We start from the raw sequence: 17,780 nt of genomic DNA on the forward strand, positions 1-17,780 counted from the left end.
TTTACCTTTTGGGCGCTCGGCGCTCGCGCGTCGCAGTCATTCTCAATCCCTCCAGCGTTCGCTGTCGACCAGCTACCACCTGAAGGCACTTGCATGCTTGTTGATGATCTCCATCCTGAAGGCTTTGGAGCATGCCTGACCTGCCGCGCCGTAGCAGACGTGTAGCGGGAGCAGGTGCTCTTCTCTGGGGTGACAGTAGCGCGCCTGAGGGGCTTTCTCCCATTCGATCAAACGTTGACGACGGTCTGATTCCGAAAGATTCGGGTCGGAGCAGGTTTCGACCAGCCAGTCGTCAAAGGCGCGGTTCCAGTCTCGGGTTTCATCTGTATCAGGCGTGAAGAATGCCTTCATATTATGGAATGAAAATCCTGAACCGATGATGAGCAGATTTTCCTGTTGTATCCCTGACAAGGCTTCGCCGAAGGCTATATGAGCGGCGGGGTCGAGGCCCTTCATGAGAGATATCTCAACACAGGGGATATCTGCCTCGGGATACATGAGCATGAGCGGAATGAAGAGCGCGTGATCAAAGCCCCGTTCGGCCTCGAATCCGCATTCGATACCAGCGTGGCCCAGAGTGCTGCGCACTTTTTCGGACAGCGCGTCAAATCCCGGTGCCGAGTAGGTCAGCTCATAGGATTCCTGCGGGAACCCGTAATAGTCGAAGTACAGTGGAGGCGTCGGACCGACCGTAACCGTGGGATGTGCTTCCTCCCAGTGGGCGCTGACGAGGAGTATGCCTGATGGCTTGGGCATGGTTGCGGCCAGATGGCGCAGGTTGTCGACCATCTCCTTGTGCCCTTCGTCGCCCAATATGGGCATGGGGCCGCCGCCATGGGATATATACAGAATTCTGTGGCTGTCGTTCATTGTCTCTCTTTCCGTGCCCGCATCCGGGGCGGTTATCGTTCTTTCGCAGCTTGTCCAGCCAGGCTGCCTGCCAAATCCAGCAGCTCTTGGCTGCGGTCCAGCCCCTCAATAAAACGCTCGGGGATACCCGATAGTCCCACCTGCGCACCGGCCAGCGCACCCGTCAGCATGGTGCGCGCCAGATTCTGTCCGCCGCCGTTGAGGGAGTGGAGCACAGCGGATTCAAAGTCGTCTGAGAATCTTGCCGCCAGATAATATGCGGCAGGAAGCATGTGGTATATGGCGCAGGGCATGCCATACACCATGGAAACCTTGGACGCCGGCTCGATACGGATGTCCTGATCCTTTGCGGCGGCGGCCATGTATCCGGGTGAGAGCAGCGCGTCAGGCGAGGAGAAGCGTCCTTCCCTTGGCGGATCGGGATCGCCGGGACGAGGAGGCTTGAGTCCCTCACGGGTCACTGCGTGGAAGGGCAACTCCCCGCGTTTGACCAACGTCATGAGCTTCGAAGAAATGTCTGTGTCGAGCGCATGCCCTTGCACAAGCATTGCGAGCACTGCGCCATATGCCACGGTCATTGAGACGACCACATCGTCCGCCTGGGTCAGCACCGTGTTGCGGCTGATCGTGCTTGCCAATTCTCCCGGCGAGAGGGCGTATCGGATGGCAATGGCCAGTGTGCGTTCGATGGCCTCGGTCGTGTCGGCATGGCCGCCCGTTTCTGTCCACGGCAATTTCTGCTCGACCCGTCGGCGCCATGCCTCGCGGATGGATTGACTGGTGTAGCCGCCAGGACCGTTCGCAGGTTCGCCGTTGAGCAAAGGGAAAAGGTCCTTGTCCATGCGGTCACAAAAATCGTTCTGATCGTATCCGCCGCTCTCCACAAGTGATCGGACCGTCATCTCCAGAATGAATCCGGCCTGAGAGAGCTCCCCAGCCTTCAGGCCATCGTGATATCGGCCCTGCTTCGGAGTGGTGTACCCATCGATCCAATCTCCGTAGTCTTTGCGCATCTCGTTGAGGTCATAGTACCAGTGAGGCCCTACGCCCAGAGCGTCGCCAATCCACGCTCCCATCAATGCGCCTGCCGCGCGGTCTTTAAAACTAAGCTGTTTCATGGCTGGCTCCTTGGCTTGGATAGAATCGATCCGGGGGCTGCATTGGGTGGTCTGCCCCCAGTTTGTATTTCGGGTCTATGGTAATCTGCACTCTTCCTACAGGGTTGTCTAGCCTCCAGCCCAGCCTCTTCGCTCGTTCGCCTTCTCCGGTTTGGCCTGTATTTCAAACACTCAAAGGGCGGTCTACAGATAGGTGGCCCATGCCCATGACATCGGCATGACGGCTATCAGGGCCGGAATCATGCTGGCGACAGGGAATTGTTTGATCCCGCAGATCCGGAAGCCGGTAGCGAGCATGATGATGCCGCCGCATGCCGAAAAGTCCGCCAGCATGTCAGGGGTTGTCAGAGGCAGGATGAGCGAGGCACCGAAGTAGAGCAGGGATTGAACAGTGAACTGAGGGACGACCAATACTGCCACGGACAGCCCCATGGTCGATGCGAAAATGGGAGCCGTAAACAGGTCAAGGATCGACTTGACTATGAGCAGGGTGGGGTCGCCTGTCATTCCTTCAGTCATGGACCCGTATACGCCCGTGCCGCTCAAACAGAACAGCACCAGAATAGCGACAAATTTATCCAGGAATTCGTCTTGATCGAGGTCGTCATTAGCCGGGGCGATTTTGGCGATCAGGCTTCGCGCTTTCCCGGCAAATTTCTGGATAAGAGTTTCCAGTCCGATGATTTCGCCAATGAGCGAGCCTACCACCAGGGCTAGGACCACTGGTGCGAGAAATTTGACCTTCACGATCATGGCAACGCCGAGGCCCATGGAGGCACATCCGAAGACCATGGGCATTTGCGATCGGATGTTGGCATTGAGTTTCGAGCCAATAAGCGCCCCGGCAACACTGCCGACGAACAGTGCTGTTCCATTAACAAAAGGACCTATCATGTCTATTCCTGTGAGGTGAGCAACAGCGCTCCCCCAGTGTGTTTAGGGATGTAAGCAAGAGTCTGCCACTTGTTGCGGCAGTATTCGGTGTGATGTGTTGATCAGTTTGCGGATGAGTTGTTCGCGGTAAAGCCGAACTCGATTGGCGACTTGGTGTAAAATATCCTGACCTGACTTTCCTCGATCCGATGTATCAGTTTGTCGCATTCCTCCGGCGTCAGGGCCATGGCCACTTGCAGGGGCGGATCTTCGAGGTCGAAGTAGTTATCTGAATGAAAGCGCCCGTCATGGCCGAACCCTTCCTTGCCGGAAAAGAGTGTAGCTCCCCCTATTCCCAGCTTCTTGGCTTCTTCAATTATCCATTTGGCTAACGGAATGCCTTCGTGTTTCCGGTTCTGTTGGGTGAATAGTGTGATGAAATATCCTTGCACGATTTCCCTCTTGTCGTTGTTGCATCATTCGGCTTCCTGTCTGTTCCCGATGGAGTGCATCGGGTTGCAAAGCCGCATGGCGATCAACCGAAGACATCCGGTCAATCAAAGGCATTGGATACGCGGGAAGGAAGCGAGGCAACAATGACCGGGGTCACTGAGGCGGGATATTCTGATCAGATAATGAAGAAGGGGCTTGTGGAAGAATCATCGATTCGGGATTTGTCGATGATCCGTATTACGCCGCGGGACTTGGTGATGAGTCCGTACTCCTGCAACCGGGAGACAACCCGCGCTGCGGTTTCTCGAGATGTGCCAACGAGTTCCGCGACATCGGCATTGGTCAAAGGCAGGTCAGGGCCAATGCGGGAAGAGAGCATGCTCAGTGCGTTGAGAATCCGCTCTTCCGCGCTGCCGTCGATCATGTCGAGGATGCGGGTGTAGGCTCCGTCCAGCAACTCACCCATGGTATTGATGATGCCGATGGCCACGTCAGGATTGCTGTGTACCCATTGTCTGAAAGTCAGACAGGGAATCGTAAGCAGTGTGGCCGAGTCCGCAACACGGGCGGAGAAGAACCGGGTGCGCTTCTTGAAACAAGTCACGGCATTGAGCGGAGTCCCCCGCTCGGCGATGAGGAATGTGAAGGCTTTGCCTGTCGCGGATTCCCGGGACAGGAAGACGCGTCCGCTTTCCACCAGATAGTAGTGGTCCGCATCGTCGCCGGTTCGAAAGACGTATTCCCCTTTGTCGAAGTTGCGGCGGGTTACGCTTTGCGCCAGCTCTTCCAAAGCGACCGGGGCTGCCTTGTTGAGATTGACGTCCTTTTGCAGCGTCTCGATTATTTGGCGTGTGGTCTCGTCTTCCATGGATATGCTCGGGGTTTTGTCGTCAGATAAAAGCTATCGCCAAATGATCTCTTTGCCAAGCTGAGACCTCGAGGACTTCTCTTTCGGGCGCCAGGAAATGTTGAGCGGGGGATGGTTTTCGAGCCAACAATGTGGCATGTCTGTTTTATCGAAATATCAGGTTGTATAGATTCCCGATACAAGGAGGATGATGGTGCGGATTTTGATCTTACTCATATGTTTATGTGTCCCTCTGGCCTCTGGTTGCTATAAGCAGACGGGGGCGCAGACTGAAGAGGCTCCAGCCAAGGCAATGGTAGGCGCTGACCGTGATGCGCATGGCTGCATCCCCTCAGCGGGGTATAGTTGGTGTCAGAAGACCAATAAGTGTGAACGCCCTTGGGAATTGGCCAAAGAGCAGGGTTTTCCGAATGATGAAGAGTCGTTCAAGGCATTTTGCGCTGGAGAATAAAGAGTTGGTCGAATAATAGTAGCAAAAGCCTTTGGATGATCGTCCAAAGGCTTTTTTGTTGCCGTGCGAAATGTGGACTATGCTTCCCTGTATGCTGATAACTTCAGCGTCGAAGCCGGAGAGTTTGACCGGGATGGGCAGGCATACCGGGGCTTTCCCTTTTCACCTATTCTGTTAAGGTGCGGCCTGTCCGCTTCCATTGAAGCGGGCTAACAACAAAAAAAAGGTTGGAAAATATGGATAATATACCGAATTGCCCCAAATGTAATTGTGAATACGTCTATCACGACGGAACCATGTTCGTCTGTCCGGAGTGCAGCCATGAATTTCAGGCCGAAGATGTGGCCGAGAAGGTCTACAAGGACGCGAACGGCAATGTGCTGGTTGATGGCGATACCGTTGTCGTCATTCAGGATCTGAAGTTCAAAGGCGGAGGCGGCCCCATCAAGAAGGGCACCAAGGTCAAGAATATCCGTTTGGTCGAGCCCGATGACGGTGTCCACGACATCTCCTGCAAGATCCCCGGATTCGGTTCGATGATGCTCAAGACTTCTGTTGTGAAGAAAGGCTAGTCGAGTTGCCGAGTCGGAGGGGAGTGATGCGATCCGGAGATAAATGCCAAGTTGTCCGATTTTTGGGTACGCTTAACTTTATGCTATTGCGAGTTGAGAAGGCATATGAAGGGTATCTGGAAAATGGAAAGTCATTACTCTATGCATCTGTGCTGCGGGAAGGAAATGAGGATATTCGCAGATTGCTCCTTGAAGATGCTTACTTGTTGCCCATGAAGGAGCAAGAGTATGCTTTGCAGCTTCTGCATCATATAGATATCTGGGCTTCAGTTTGGGATCAAACCTATGAAGAGCAACAGCCTCAAATGAACGATGAGTTTGTGTTCGCGAATAGAGTTGTTTTTCCGCGAGAAGAAGTCGCAGAATTGCTAGCTTATTATGAAAGCATAAAGAACGTCGATTGAGTTTCGTCACTGTTGATGAGCATTGAATTGGAAAAAAAGTATGATTCTTTTGAAAATTGAATTGACAACCCGCTCGACTCCTATTAAACAGACTCCTCCTACGGGCGCTTAGCTCAGCTGGGAGAGCATCGGCCTTACAAGCCGAGGGTCACAGGTTCGAGCCCTGTAGCGCCCACCATCTTTGAAATATTGGGGATCGCTTAACACCCCATTATTATAGTGCGGAGCCGTAGTTAAGCTGGTTATAACGCCGGCCTGTCACGCCGGAGGCCGCGAGTTCGAGTCTCGTCGGCTCCGCCACTAGAAAGATCAAGCCCTTACACAATTGTGTAAGGGCTTTTTCTTTTGATTGCGTTGTCAGCGAGTAAGTCCAGATTTGTTGTCATGGCAGATAATAACAAAGCCCACCTAAATATTTAGGTGGGCTTTGTTGCGTGAGTAAGAAGACTCTCTTATGCGTCGCTGTACTTTCTGCGTAAGCCAACGAGTCCGATTAAACCGGAACCGAGGAGCCATACTGCACCCGGTATGGGAGTGGCTGATGGGAGGGATGCATCAAACTCCAGTTTCGCGGAGGAGAGGAGGAAATCGCCTTCCAGTCCCATGACAGAGAAGAAGAATATGGAGTTCGTTTCCATGAATGCAAGGGCGAACGAATCGAGGGAAAACACTGCGGAGAATTCGCCGGTATTGTCGTTTGTTACCTCGGAGACCGTCGTAAAGGTTGTGTCGTGAGTGTAGTACTCGACAGTCGTGAATGGGGAGGGGGTTTCTGTCTTGTCGAGACTGGTCAAGCCCATAGATCTCTCAATACGGGGGGTAGTCGAAGTTTGCGTGGTTGAACTTGCCTGTTTTGTGCCTGCAAGACTGGTGACTTGAGCGGTTTCCCCGGCAAATGTCGTTGTATCTGTACGCTCATACATATTCATCCGAAATCTTTCGTATTTGATGGTGGTATAGGGTGCATCATTATAGATTCCAGTTTGGTGATACAATTGGGTCGAACTTCCTTTATAAGCAGGGGTCCCAGTGTTGAACGTAAATTCATCACCTTCCATGTCATCCTCAAAAGTGGCTGTGAAACTGCCGCTGCTGATATTGTATCCAGCATACTCGGAAAGGTCGAAAAGATAGGACGATGGTCCGATGCCTGCCGAGTAACGGTCATAGTAGGACTGCTGCATCGTAATGAGTTCTGCTCGAGCAGTAGAAGCGGTGAAAATGAGAAGGCCTACGAGAGTGATGGTTTTTAGTAGCTTATGCATGATGGATCCTCCTGGCGGGAGCAAAGCAGCATGTATGCCAGTTGTAGTATATCAATCAGTTATGAAATCCTCTCTGAAAAGTCTGGAAAATGAAGACAGTTGAGTGGGGTTGGTTCAGAAGCTTGCTCATTGGCAATCTGGGTAGGGCATCAAATAGCGGGATTGCAGAGTCTCCCAAACGTGCTACATGTGGTTTGCGTAACGAAACAACGTGCATGAGACACTTTCGGAGATGAGACACCATGCAGATTATCACTACACATACCGGGACTGATTTTGATGCCCTGGCATCTGTTGTTGCCGGTACTTTTCTTTATCCAGGGTCTGTTGGGGTGCTCCCCGGCATGGTCAATCCCGAGGTGAAACAGTTTTTGGCAATACATGCCAACATCTTGCGAATTACGCCCAGGAAGGATTTTGATATCGATGCCGTGACCTCCATCGTCGTGGTTGATGCCAACAACTGGAAGCGTCTGGACAAGATGGACTCCCTTGCAGAAAAAGAGGGGCTTGAAGTGATCTGCTGGGATCATCATATGGAGGGCGTGACTATTGACAGTTGCGAAACCCATCGTGAAGAAGTCGGCGCGGCCGTGACCCTGCTTCTGGAAGAGATGCAAAGGCGGGACACTCCGCTCTCCCCCATGCATGCAACGCTGTTTCTTCTCGGTATCTATTCGGATACAGGGTGTCTTCGATATCCTTCTGTAACGAGCAGGGATGCTGCCATGGTGAGTTTTCTCATCGAAAACGGTGCTGATTTGAATGTTGTTTCAGCATATCTCGATGACTCCATGGACGATGCCCACACCGAGCTTTTCGGGAAGATTCTTGAAGAGGCAGAGATCGTCAATGTCGGCTCCATCAACGTTGGTATATGTGCTCTGCAAATAAACAGCGGCTTGACCTCCTTGTCCACTCTTGTGGAGAAGTTTCGAGAGTTCAGGGGAGTGGATGCCGCGTTTGGAATATTTCAGGCAGACTCCCGGAAGTGCATGGTCATTGGACGGGGCAAGCCCCAGTTTATCGACATCGGACAATTGATGCGGGCACTTGGAGGGGGCGGGCACCCTGGAGCAGGCTCCGCTATTATCAAAAATACAAGTCTGGAAGAGGCAGCAGATCAGGTCCGTTCTCTCACGGCCAGTGGCTGCAACAACAAAACCGAGGTCGGGGCGGTTATGTCCGACCCGGGCCGATTTATCGTAGCGCCAGACGTGACAATGGCCCAGGCTGCACAAAAAATGTCAGCCAATAATATCTCCGGGCTCATTATCTGCAATGAGGCAACCCCGCTTGGCGGATTGTCAGAATTGGATTGCACAAAGGCGGTCAAAAGCGGCCGGGCTGATGTTCCGGTCAAAGGATACGCCAGACGCAATATCCCTATCGCCGCCCCAAGCACGTGTTGCCGTGAAGCGACCATGCTCATGGCCAACGCACGCGAGGGCGTTCTCGCTGTGGTTGACAACAACGAGCTGGTTGGCGTGGTGACGCAAACCGATCTTCTCTTACAGGTGTACGACTTCTGATCTACTGCCCTGGAAAGTGTAAGGGGCTCTCTTCTTGGAGCTTTATTTTTTCTTCTGGCGGGATACTATGCCCGTTTGAAGGCAAGGGCCAGAATGTCCATGAGGGGCGGGGGCTGATTTGTGGAGCGGACATCCTCAAATCCCGCTGCCGCGAGCATCTGCGTGAGTGATGTCGTGGTAAATCCGGTCTTGTGGGCCATGAAATGATTTCCGTTGGCGAGGCTGGAGCGATAGCCGTAAAGCATATCGATGGGAGCAATCGGCCCGGAGCTTGGCGTGGCAACCGGCTTCATCAGCTTGTCCTCAAGGATGAGCTTCGCCACCTGCTGCAAGTCGGGACATGCGATCAGCACTTCTCCACCAATCTTGAGCACGCGGTGAAATTCCCGCAGGGCCGTCTCTACTTCATGGAAATAGAGGTGCTCCAGATTGTGGGATGAAAAGACAGCGTCAAAGCTGCAGTCCTCGATCATGTGCATGTCGCGGATGTCGCCGACGATGTCGGGGGTCACCTCCGGGTCAATATCCAGGCGAACTTCCTGCCACGGTGAAACCATATAGGCCTGAGGCAGCTTGTCGTCTTTCTTTATCCCGCATCCGACATGGAGTACTGTACGTGGTGGGAGAAGGGTGGTGGTATGGGTTTCCATGCTGTCGATTAATACGTAAGCAGCGGTACAAGTCAAGTTCGTCCCAGCTGCGCCTGAGGTCTACGCAATGGCCTCATCGGTTCCGCTATTAGCAAGAAAACTCATTTAACATAGGGTACCCCGGTAGGGTATTTGTTGGTCAAGCCAAACCCGTCGTGAGACGGAGACGGAAAGCCACGGGTCTCTTTATGGAGATAGCCGGGTTGCACTCCCTCCCTTTGCTTCTGTTTCTCCATGTTTACTCATGGCCGGGGTAGGCCGATTGAATTGGGCACGGTCGTCCCGATGTCCTTGATAATGGTTTGGTTGGGAAAAACGTTTGTTTTTTCACAACTGCCAAACCTCAGATAGTTTAGGAGTGAACATGAGTCGTAACGGCACCCCTTCTGGCGTTCTTGTTGGTAGTGTGTTGTGTGCTGCAATGATGGGAGTCATGGTTGGTCTGATGCCTTGCCTGATTCTTTATATCGGGCTTAACTTTTTTGGCAGTCCTCCATTTAATGCAATCACCATTGGTGCCTATTTTGCCATGATCGCAGCAGGTGTTGGTGTCTCCATGGGGGCCGGGATAATCGAGTCCCCGTTCTCAAGGCGGATTGGCTGATAGCGTTCTTAAGAAAGAAATGGGAAAGGGCATCAACGGTGTTGATGCCCTTTTCTTGTTTTTAGAGAGGGAACGGCCTCTTTATCCTTCGTTGTTTTACTAGAAGCGCTCGAAGGAATCATCCATGTTATCGTCCATCATGAGGTCGACCCCGCCGTTACTCGGCGCTTCTGGATTCTGCTTGGTTGGGGGCGGGCCGCTGGGAAGCGCTGACGCTGGCTTGGAGATTGCCTTGATTTGTCTTGAGGCGAGCTTGCGTCCCTTACCATTGCCGTTTCCATTGATGTTGAAGAACTCCATGGAAATCTGGAGTTGCTGGCCTTGGGCCGAGAGCTCCTGACTGGTGGACGCCATTTCCTCGGAAGCGGAAGCGTTTTGTTGGATAACGGAGTCCAACTGGCTGATGGCCTGATTGATCTGCGTTGCCCCTGCATTCTGCTCGTTGCTGGCAGAGGATATTTCCTGAATCAGGGCTGCGGTCTTTTCGATGTCAGGTACAAGCGCCTGCAGCATGCTGCCGGCCTTTTCCGCAACTTCCACACTGCTGGACGAGAGTTCACTGATCTCTGCTGCAGCGGTGCCGGAGCGCTCGGCGAGCTTGCGGACCTCTGCTGCCACAACTGCGAAGCCCTTGCCGTGTTCGCCTGCACGGGCGGCCTCAATAGCTGCGTTCAGTGCTAGCAGGTTGGTCTGACGGGCGATCTCTTCGATGATGGAGATCTTTTCCGCGATGCTCTTCATGGCGTCCACTGTCTGGGTGACAGCCTTGCCACTCTCCTGAGCATCTTCAGACGCCTTGTTGGCGAGCAGGTCGGTTTCCTTGGCGTTTTCGGCATTCTGGCTGATGTTGGAGGCCATCTGCTCCATGGAAGAAGAGACCTCTTCAATGGACGCGGCCTGCTGTGTGGCTCCCTGAGACAGGGATTCGGAAGAGGCGGATAGTTCTTCGCTGCCTGCTGCGACGTTTTCTGTGGCGGATTGTACGTCCGAGACGATCTGGGTCAACTGCGTCTGCATGTTCTTGAGGGCCTTGGCCAGCATGCCGATTTCGTCTTCCTGATCCACGTTCAACTGCCCCGTGAGGTCGCCGTTGCCGATGATCTGGGCAAAGTCGACACCCTGCAGGATGGGATTGATGATGCCCTTGGCGATGATCCAGGCTGCAAGAATACCCAAGACTACGGCGATGAATCCGACGAGCGTGACCATTGTCTGGGTGCTTCTGGCTTCATGCACCATGACTTCGTCCGTCATGATATTCTGGGCAATAGTGGTCTTGGCCTCGTTGAGCGCACCCTGTACCGCCTCAAGAGCGGGCATGGTCTGGGTGGCGTAGATGGCTTTTGCTTCATCAAGATTGGCCAGTTTGGAGTTGTGCCAGTCAATGACGCCGTCGATGGCCTTCAGTGTCTTCTTGGCGTTCTCTTCGACTACTTCATTGAAGTATCTTTGCGCTCCCTGTCTATCATTGTTGCGCAAAAGTTCATTGATTTTGACGACCGATGAATGGAGTTGTTCGTGGGGTTCGAATATGGGTTTCAAGACATTGCCGAATTCTGGGTTGTCTTTGGCCATTTGGGCTACTTCATTGGAGTAGAGCCACTTGCCGAAACCGCATTTGTGGGCATCTGCCTGCACCACCGTTTCATCCATCATGGGGTTGGTGATGTCCCCGACCAGTGCGACCATCCAATTCAGGTGGTCGACTTTTTTCTCTCTCAGGAAGGAGCCCATATCGGGGTCAACGTCAGAGTATGCCTTGCTAATGGAAATTGCGGAGTTGTGGAGGAGACTGTGCGGTTTTTCGATCTTATCCAGGATGGGTTTGAGAGCCGGGACCAACTGCTCGGCGCGGGCCCTGCCTTCACCATAATACCATTTGCCAAAGCCGCATTTGTGCGGATCGGTCTGAACGTCCAGCGTGTGAACATTCTTGTCGTTCAGAAGTTTGTTCACCTGGCCCGCCCAATTGAGGTGGTCGACGATCTTCTGGACGAAATCACCTCTGAGTTTGTTGCCGGAGATAACCTCTTCCGCGTTACCTACAATGGATCCGATCCCGAGAAATGCCCAGGCGACGAGCATCACAAGCAGGGTGATGACCACACCAAAACCAATAGAGAATTTCCCGGACAGTTTGATGTTCTTCCACTTCATAAGCTACTCCTTCCATAAAGACGCTTAGAAAATTGACTATATGTTCATATGTTTGGCCGCGCTCGGTCGCAACAGTATGGCTTTCGCGGGATGCGCGAAAAGAAGAGGAGGGGGCCAAACCTTATTTTCTCCAAGCAATACGCACTCTACTGCAATAAAGTCGAAAGTAAAGACTTTGCTATAATATTATAATCTCCTTTAAGTGATAATCATATCTAGCTGGCTGTGAGGATGGTTTGAGAGGAGGTAAGGTTGTCGTCTGTCACGCTAGGTGCTATCCGTGGTGCGCTTTTGTCTTCTTCATTCGCAAGGGCACGAGCTGCATAATTCAACCATTCGGATATTCATGATGAGCCACGCTGAACAATACGATTTCGATACCCTTGTCTCCAGAGAGAACACTCACTCCGTCAAATGGGATTTCATCCCCGCAGATAAAGATGATTTGCTGCCGCTTTGGATTGCAGACATGGACTTTGTTTGCGCCCAACCCATTATCGATGCCATGCGAGCGCGAGTTGACCGCAGAATCTTCGGATACAGCATGCCTTTCACTGATGAATATCTGGAGGCGGTCACTGGTTGGTTTCGCCGCCGGGCCAACTGGAATATTGAGCGTGAGTCCATTGTTGTCGCTCCCGGCATTGTTCCGGCTCTCGGGGTGCTCATTCGCGCTCTGACCAGCGAAGGGGATGGCATCATCATTCAGAATCCGGTCTACTATCCCTTCTCCAAGATGATCGCCAACAACGGCCGTCGGTTGGTCAACAATCCGTTGATCAACAATGAGGGTGTCTACACCATGGATTTTGAGGACCTCGAAGCAAAGGCGCGTGATCCCAAAGTTACCATGATGCTGCTGTGCAATCCGCACAATCCCGTGGGGCGCGTCTGGACGCCCGAAGAACTTTCCACGGTGGCCGACATTTGTCTGCGAAATAATGTTCTGCTTATTTCCGATGACATCCATTGCGATCTCATCCGTGAGGATGCCGTTTACACCCCAGTCTCTTCTCTGAATCCCTCCGAGCGGATCATCACATGTACCTCTGCCAGCAAGACCTTCAACCTTGCAGGATTGCATCTTTCCAACATAGTCATCCCGGACGAGGGAATGCGCAAGCTATGGGAAGCTGAGGCCCTTGGCCGTTGCGGTCTTTTCGGTGGGAATGCCTTTGGCATTGTTGCCACGCAGGCCGCTTATACCCATGGCGAAGTGTGGCTTGAACAGGTCAATCGGTACATTGCCGATAACCTTCGTTACATCGGAGAGTTTGTGGCCGATCGGCTCCCCAAGGCGCGTTACTGGTATCCCGAAGGAACCTATTTCGCCTGGATTGATTTCCGTGAATACGGATATTCTTCGGAGCAGCTTGAGGATTTGATGCTCAATCGTGCGCGTGTAGCCCTTGATGAGGGGTATATTTTCGGCGAGGAAGGCTGCGGATTCGAGCGGATCAACGTGGCCTGTCCGCGGTCCATACTGGAAGACTGCATGGAGCGTATGGCCGAGGCTTTGGGCTAAGAATGCCTCCGGCGGCCCCTCGCCGGGGCGGCGTCTCCGACGGCTCAAGAACCCTTTGGGAAAAGGGTTCTTGAGAATCTCCTAAACCTTTTATAGCTCGCTTCGCTCGAGGTCGAATGAGCTCGGATGAGTCGGTTTATGGCACAAGAGTACCCTTGCGCCCTCAGGCGCAGAGAGGGATTCCAAAGGGTATAGCCCTTTGGCTGTCAGAGGCGAAATCACCCGATAAAAGGAGGCCGAAGGTCGACCTCCTCATCTGATTTTCTCTACTATTCGTTGGAAGCCGAGGTGCAGGCTGCACTCAGGCGTGCCTTGACGTACTCAACGACGGTGTCGTCGGCTTCGTCGACATCGAAGCAGCGGGCGTCTTCGCCAAGCAGACCGCCGGGAACCTCGTCGGCCAACTCATCCGGGTCATCCACCAATTCTTTGTAGAAACAGACGGACAGCCAGCGATCGGCGGGATCGTCGTCAATGACATCGACCATGGCGAACAGGCTGCGCTTGGTCTGGTTCTCGTGGGCGGCGCGCAGGGAGTAAGTGATGCCGGGACGCGCTACGAAGTCCAGTTTGACGCCATCGAGGTTTTCGAGGTGCTCCTTGAGAGCGAGGAAGCAGGATTTGGTCTGATTGGAATCTTCGGTCCAGTTTTCGATAAAAGACACCAGTTCTTCGGTGAAATCAGCTTTCATATGAGTAGGCTCCTTGGGCGTGATATTTGCGTGTTGGGCAATCTCCTATCAGGGTCGGTCGATCTTCGCCACGACTTCTTTGCTGTTCCCTTGAGGCACCGTAAGTTGGTGCGCCAGAATTATAACCTGCTTGTCAGTTATCTGGGGTATGATATTGTGACGGCAAAATGTTTAATTCAAGAAGTGGGCAATGAAAAAGAAGAGGGAAGTGAATGGTCACCGTTGGCAGCGTAACCACGGGAAATCGCGTGTAGTGCGTTGGGTGCAACATATCGTGTTGTCGGCCCTGTTGCTGTGTGTGATGCTTGCGTCCCATGCCAGTGCCGTCGAGACCCGGCATGTCCTTGTCCTGCACTCCTATCACTCCGGCATGTCATGGGTGAACAACATCGAGAATGCTGTTCGTGAGACATTGCTCGTTCCTCCGCTTGATGATCTCATTCTGCATTACGAATACATGGACACCAAGCGGTATCATAGTGATGCGTATTATGAGAAATTGCGAAAAATATTTAAGGAAAAGTATGGAGAGTTGCACTTTGCCGCTGTCCTTTCTTCAGACAACAACGCCTTTGATTTTCTCCGTAAATATCGAGATGAGATTTTCCATGATGCTCCGGTCATCTTTTGCGGCGTAAACAATTTTACAGATGAGTGGCTGGACGGATTATCCAATTTCACGGGTGTGGCCGAGATCATGTCGTCGCGGGATACAGTTGAGGCCATTCTGCATCAGTTGCCAGATACCAAAGAAATCTACGTCATCAATGACTACCTCAAAACCGGTCGGGCGTGGCAGGCAACCATTGCGCGAAATCTCAAGGCCTTCGAAGACAAGGTTCGCATCGAATACAACGAGAATCTTTCCATCGCCGAACTGCGCGAGAAAATCCAATCCATGAAGCCCGGCACCGTGGTGTTGCTCGGGGTGTACTATTCTGATCGGAATGGCCGCTACCTGACCTATGAAAAGCTCGGAACAATGCTGACAGTGGACAGTCCGGTTCCAGTGTATTGTCTGTTGCGATTCAATCTTCGTGACGGCGTGATTGGTGGTAAGGTTATCAGCGGCTATCACCAGGGTGCCATGATGAGCGAAGTGGCCCGTCGCGTGCTGATGGGCGAAAAGGCAGATGATATCCCGGTTGTTCAGATTGGAGCCAATGCATTCATATTCGATTGGCAGGGTATGGCAAAACACGGGATTACCGTTGAAATGCTCCCCAAGGAAAGCGTGGTGCTCAATGAGCCGTTTTCCTTTTATGATGAATACTATCATCTGGTTTGGGCAACTGTCGCAGTGTTTGCCACTATGGTGGCACTCGTCGTTTTTCTCTCTCGAAATATCGCAGCTCTCCGTGTCGTTCGTAAGGAACTCAGTTATTCGGAGCGAAAATTCCGCTCCATCTTTAACAATGCGCATGAAGGCGTCTTCCAGACATCGTTTGATGGTCGGACGCTCTCTGCCAACCAGGCACACGCGGCTATATTCGGATATGACTCACCTGAGGAGATGATTGATAAGGTTAACGATGTCCGGGAGAATCTGTATGTTAATTCAGAAGATCGGGACAAGGTCCTCAAAGCGGTTCGCGAAAAGGGCAAGATCTCAGGCCTTGAACTGTGGATGAAACGAAAAGATGGCAGCAAGCTTCTGATTAATCTGAATATAAGGATAACGGAAACTCCTGACGGAGAGCCTATCCTTGAAGGCTCGCTGGTCAATATTACCGAGCGAAAGCGTGTGGCGGATGAACTCGCCAAGTTGCGCAACTATCTATTCAACATCATCGATTCCATGCCTTCCATTCTGGTGGGCATCGACAAGGAATGTCGGGTCACGCTCTGGAATAGAACCGCCGAGGAAACCACGGGGATTCCGGTGAGCGAAGCTGACGGCCGAACTTTGACCGAAGTGCTGCCGCGCATGAAATCCGTTATGAATGAAGTGGAAGAAAGTATTCGCCTTCGCAAGTTCAAGCACATTCAAAAGCTATCTCATCAAGGGCAAACAGGAATGCACTATGAAGACGTCACCGTCTATCCGCTTGTGACAGGTGCGTCGGAGGGAGCGGTTGTTCGGTTGGATGACGTGACCGATCGCATCAATCTTGAGCGGATGATGATTCAGTCCGAGAAGATGATGTCGCTGGGCGGCCTGGCAGCAGGTATGGCGCATGAAATCAATAATCCGTTGGCGGCTGTTATCGGTTACGCGCATAACATCCGTAAGCGGGTGTTCGGTGATCTCAAAAAGAACTTCCGTGTGGCCGAGGAGTGCGACGTTCCCCTCGAAAGAGTTCGTGAATACCTTACTCGCCGTGAAGTGATATCCATGTTGGATGGCATTGACGATTCCGGTGCGCGGGCTGCAAAGATTGTCAGCAATATGCTCAACTTCAGCCGTAAGAGCGAGTTGGATACCGGAGGATGTAATCTCACTGAGATTTTGGACAAGGCTGTTGAGCTTGCCGCCAATGTTTATGACATGAAGAAGCAGTATGATTTCAATCGCATTGAGATTGTACGTGAATACGAGGACAACCTGCCTGGGGTGCGTTGTGACGGTAATGAAATACAGCAGGTGTTCCTCAATTTGCTCAAAAATGGTTCCGAAGCCATGGCCGAAAAAAAATATGAGGATGAATCTCCTCGTATCATCCTTCGTGCATACAAGTCCGGTGACAATGTCGCGGTTGAGGTGGAAGACAACGGTCCCGGCATGGATGAGTCTGTCCGTCGCCGTATTCTGGAACCATTCTTCACGACCAAACCCGTTGGCAGCGGTACTGGACTGGGGCTTTCCGTGTCGTATTTCATTGTAGCCGATTTGCATGACGGCTCCATGGAAGTGTTTTCAGAGCCAGGAGAATGGACTCGATTCCGGGTGAGCCTGCCTCTTTATGAATGTGAAAAGGATGCGGAATAGATGGTTTGTTTTACAAAAAAAGAAACAAAAAAGGCCCGGAATGTGTTCCGGGCCTTTTCATTTTTTGGAGTTTTTCGTCCTTAAATATGCGAGACAACCTTCCCGAGGAAGTCTTTAAGACGAGGATTCTCCGGATTGGAGAAGAAGGTTTCCGGGTCAGCGTCCACCTGAACTTTGCCTTCGTCGATGAAGATGACACGGTCGGCCACTTCCTTGGCAAAGCCCATTTCGTGAGTGACCACGATCATGGTCATACCTTCCTTGGCCAGTTGCTTCATGACTTCCAGCACCTCGCCGACCAGCTCTGGGTCGAGGGCCGAGGTGGGTTCGTCGAAGAGGATCGCCTTGGGCTTGAGCGCCAAAGAGCGGGCAATGGCCACACGCTGCTTCTGGCCGCCGGAGAGCTGCTCCGGGAAGTTGCCGGCCTTGTCTTTCAGTCCCACCTTCTTGAGTAGGTCCATGCCCAGCGCATTGGCCTCGGAGCGTGCCATGCCGCGGACCTTGATGGGGCCGAGCGTGACGTTGTCGAGGACCGACATGTGCGGGAACAGGTTGAACTGCTGGAAGACCATGGTGGCCTCGGTGCGGACCATGTTGATGTCCGTTTCCGGGTTCATGATGTCGTAGCCGTCCACGATGATGGTGCCGGAGGTGGGAGTCTCAAGACGGTTGATACAGCGCAGCACAGTGGATTTACCGGAGCCTGAGGGGCCGATGATGACGACCACCTGACCCTGTTTGACGTCCAGATCCACGCCCTTGATGACCTTGAGGTCGCCGAAACTTTTGTGAAGATTTTTGATTTGAATCATGCGGC

17 protein-coding genes, 2 tRNA genes and 1 riboswitch are annotated in these 17,780 nt (G+C 52.6%); of the genes, 9 read left to right on the forward strand and 10 right to left on the reverse strand.

Translation table 11 applies throughout. The features are described 5' to 3' along the window. Positions 1 to 72: 72 nt before the first annotated feature. The 5 genes from HFN16_RS09610 to HFN16_RS09630 all read right to left on the reverse strand — a co-directional run bounded on the left by HFN16_RS09610 (position 73) and on the right by HFN16_RS09630 (position 4,182). The gene (locus HFN16_RS09610; RefSeq protein ID WP_168890544.1) at positions 73 to 870 is read right to left on the reverse strand and encodes a class III extradiol ring-cleavage dioxygenase; all 798 of its coding nucleotides are present in this window, start codon (positions 868 to 870) and stop codon (positions 73 to 75) included. Positions 871 to 902: 32 nt separating this feature from the next. After that, complete coding sequence (locus tag HFN16_RS09615; protein ID WP_168890545.1) at positions 903 to 1,988, reverse strand: ADP-ribosylglycohydrolase family protein; 1,086 nt, start codon at positions 1,986 to 1,988, stop codon at positions 903 to 905. Between the two features lie 183 nt (positions 1,989 to 2,171). Then, positions 2,172 to 2,882 (reverse strand): DUF554 domain-containing protein, encoded by a 711-nt coding sequence (locus HFN16_RS09620; RefSeq protein WP_168890546.1) that lies wholly within the window; start codon positions 2,880 to 2,882, stop codon positions 2,172 to 2,174. 101 nt (positions 2,883 to 2,983) lie between these two features. Further along, positions 2,984 to 3,313: a DUF190 domain-containing protein gene (locus tag HFN16_RS09625; protein WP_168890547.1), complete on the reverse strand. Its 330-nt coding sequence runs from the start codon at positions 3,311 to 3,313 to the stop codon at positions 2,984 to 2,986. Between the two features lie 176 nt (positions 3,314 to 3,489). After that, a complete protein-coding gene (locus tag HFN16_RS09630; protein WP_168890548.1) occupies positions 3,490 to 4,182 on the reverse strand; it encodes a Crp/Fnr family transcriptional regulator in 693 nt (230 codons plus the stop codon). Between the two features lie 687 nt (positions 4,183 to 4,869). On the opposite strand from HFN16_RS09630, the gene HFN16_RS09635 reads away from it, so the two are divergent. From HFN16_RS09635 to HFN16_RS09650, 4 genes are all read left to right on the forward strand, one after another. After that, positions 4,870 to 5,205, forward strand: a complete 336-nt coding sequence (locus tag HFN16_RS09635) for a zinc ribbon domain-containing protein YjdM (RefSeq protein WP_168890549.1) — start codon at positions 4,870 to 4,872, stop codon at positions 5,203 to 5,205. Positions 5,206 to 5,231: 26 nt separating this feature from the next. Further along, positions 5,232 to 5,609, forward strand: a complete 378-nt coding sequence (locus tag HFN16_RS09640) for a hypothetical protein (protein WP_168890550.1) — start codon at positions 5,232 to 5,234, stop codon at positions 5,607 to 5,609. A 102-nt stretch (positions 5,610 to 5,711) separates the two neighbouring features. Beyond that, positions 5,712 to 5,787 (forward strand) — tRNA-Val (locus HFN16_RS09645). Between the two features lie 45 nt (positions 5,788 to 5,832). Next, positions 5,833 to 5,909: transfer RNA gene (locus tag HFN16_RS09650), tRNA-Asp, on the forward strand. Between the two features lie 152 nt (positions 5,910 to 6,061). Here HFN16_RS09650 and HFN16_RS09655 read toward each other — a convergent pair. Further along, positions 6,062 to 6,874 carry a VPLPA-CTERM sorting domain-containing protein gene (locus HFN16_RS09655; RefSeq protein ID WP_168890551.1) on the reverse strand — a complete coding sequence of 271 codons (813 nt, stop codon included), beginning with the start codon at positions 6,872 to 6,874 and terminating at the stop codon, positions 6,062 to 6,064. A gap of 242 nt (positions 6,875 to 7,116) precedes the next feature. On the opposite strand from HFN16_RS09655, the gene HFN16_RS09660 reads away from it, so the two are divergent. After that, positions 7,117 to 8,406: a CBS domain-containing protein gene (locus HFN16_RS09660; protein WP_168890552.1), complete on the forward strand. Its 1,290-nt coding sequence runs from the start codon at positions 7,117 to 7,119 to the stop codon at positions 8,404 to 8,406. A gap of 65 nt (positions 8,407 to 8,471) precedes the next feature. Here HFN16_RS09660 and HFN16_RS09665 read toward each other — a convergent pair whose 3' ends face one another. Next, positions 8,472 to 9,092, reverse strand: coding sequence for a methyltransferase domain-containing protein (locus HFN16_RS09665; RefSeq protein WP_210772185.1), 621 nt, complete (start codon positions 9,090 to 9,092; stop codon positions 8,472 to 8,474). 97 nt (positions 9,093 to 9,189) lie between these two features. After that, positions 9,190 to 9,267, forward strand: a riboswitch (cyclic di-GMP riboswitch). A 153-nt stretch (positions 9,268 to 9,420) separates the two neighbouring features. Here HFN16_RS09665 and HFN16_RS09670 point away from each other — a divergent pair. Further along, positions 9,421 to 9,660 (forward strand): hypothetical protein, encoded by a 240-nt coding sequence (locus tag HFN16_RS09670; RefSeq protein ID WP_168890553.1) that lies wholly within the window; start codon positions 9,421 to 9,423, stop codon positions 9,658 to 9,660. Between the two features lie 99 nt (positions 9,661 to 9,759). Here HFN16_RS09670 and HFN16_RS09675 read toward each other — a convergent pair whose 3' ends face one another. Then, the gene (locus HFN16_RS09675; protein ID WP_168890554.1) at positions 9,760 to 11,817 is read right to left on the reverse strand and encodes a methyl-accepting chemotaxis protein; all 2,058 of its coding nucleotides are present in this window, start codon (positions 11,815 to 11,817) and stop codon (positions 9,760 to 9,762) included. Between the two features lie 346 nt (positions 11,818 to 12,163). Here HFN16_RS09675 and HFN16_RS09680 point away from each other — a divergent pair, with 346 nt between their 5' ends. Then, positions 12,164 to 13,342, forward strand: coding sequence for a MalY/PatB family protein (locus tag HFN16_RS09680; protein ID WP_168890555.1), 1,179 nt, complete (start codon positions 12,164 to 12,166; stop codon positions 13,340 to 13,342). Positions 13,343 to 13,611: 269 nt separating this feature from the next. Here the strand turns inward: HFN16_RS09680 and HFN16_RS09685 are convergent, their stop codons facing one another. Continuing rightward, the gene (locus HFN16_RS09685; RefSeq protein WP_168890556.1) at positions 13,612 to 14,034 is read right to left on the reverse strand and encodes a hypothetical protein; all 423 of its coding nucleotides are present in this window, start codon (positions 14,032 to 14,034) and stop codon (positions 13,612 to 13,614) included. Here HFN16_RS09685 and HFN16_RS09690 point away from each other — a divergent pair, their 5' ends adjacent. Further along, entirely contained in the window at positions 14,035 to 14,268 is a 234-nt protein-coding gene (locus HFN16_RS09690; protein ID WP_168890557.1) for a hypothetical protein, read from the forward strand. Beyond that, positions 14,225 to 16,963, forward strand: coding sequence for an ABC transporter substrate binding protein (locus HFN16_RS09695; RefSeq protein WP_168890558.1), 2,739 nt, complete (start codon positions 14,225 to 14,227; stop codon positions 16,961 to 16,963). Before HFN16_RS09690 ends, HFN16_RS09695 begins: the two co-directional genes overlap by 44 nt. An 80-nt stretch (positions 16,964 to 17,043) precedes the next feature. Here HFN16_RS09695 and HFN16_RS09700 read toward each other — a convergent pair whose 3' ends face one another. After that, positions 17,044 to 17,775, reverse strand: a complete 732-nt coding sequence (locus tag HFN16_RS09700) for an amino acid ABC transporter ATP-binding protein (RefSeq protein WP_168890559.1) — start codon at positions 17,773 to 17,775, stop codon at positions 17,044 to 17,046. Positions 17,776 to 17,780 lie beyond the last annotated feature (5 nt).

The organism is Pseudodesulfovibrio sp. zrk46 (assembly GCF_012516435.1).
GTDB lineage: Bacteria > Desulfobacterota > Desulfovibrionia > Desulfovibrionales > Desulfovibrionaceae > Pseudodesulfovibrio.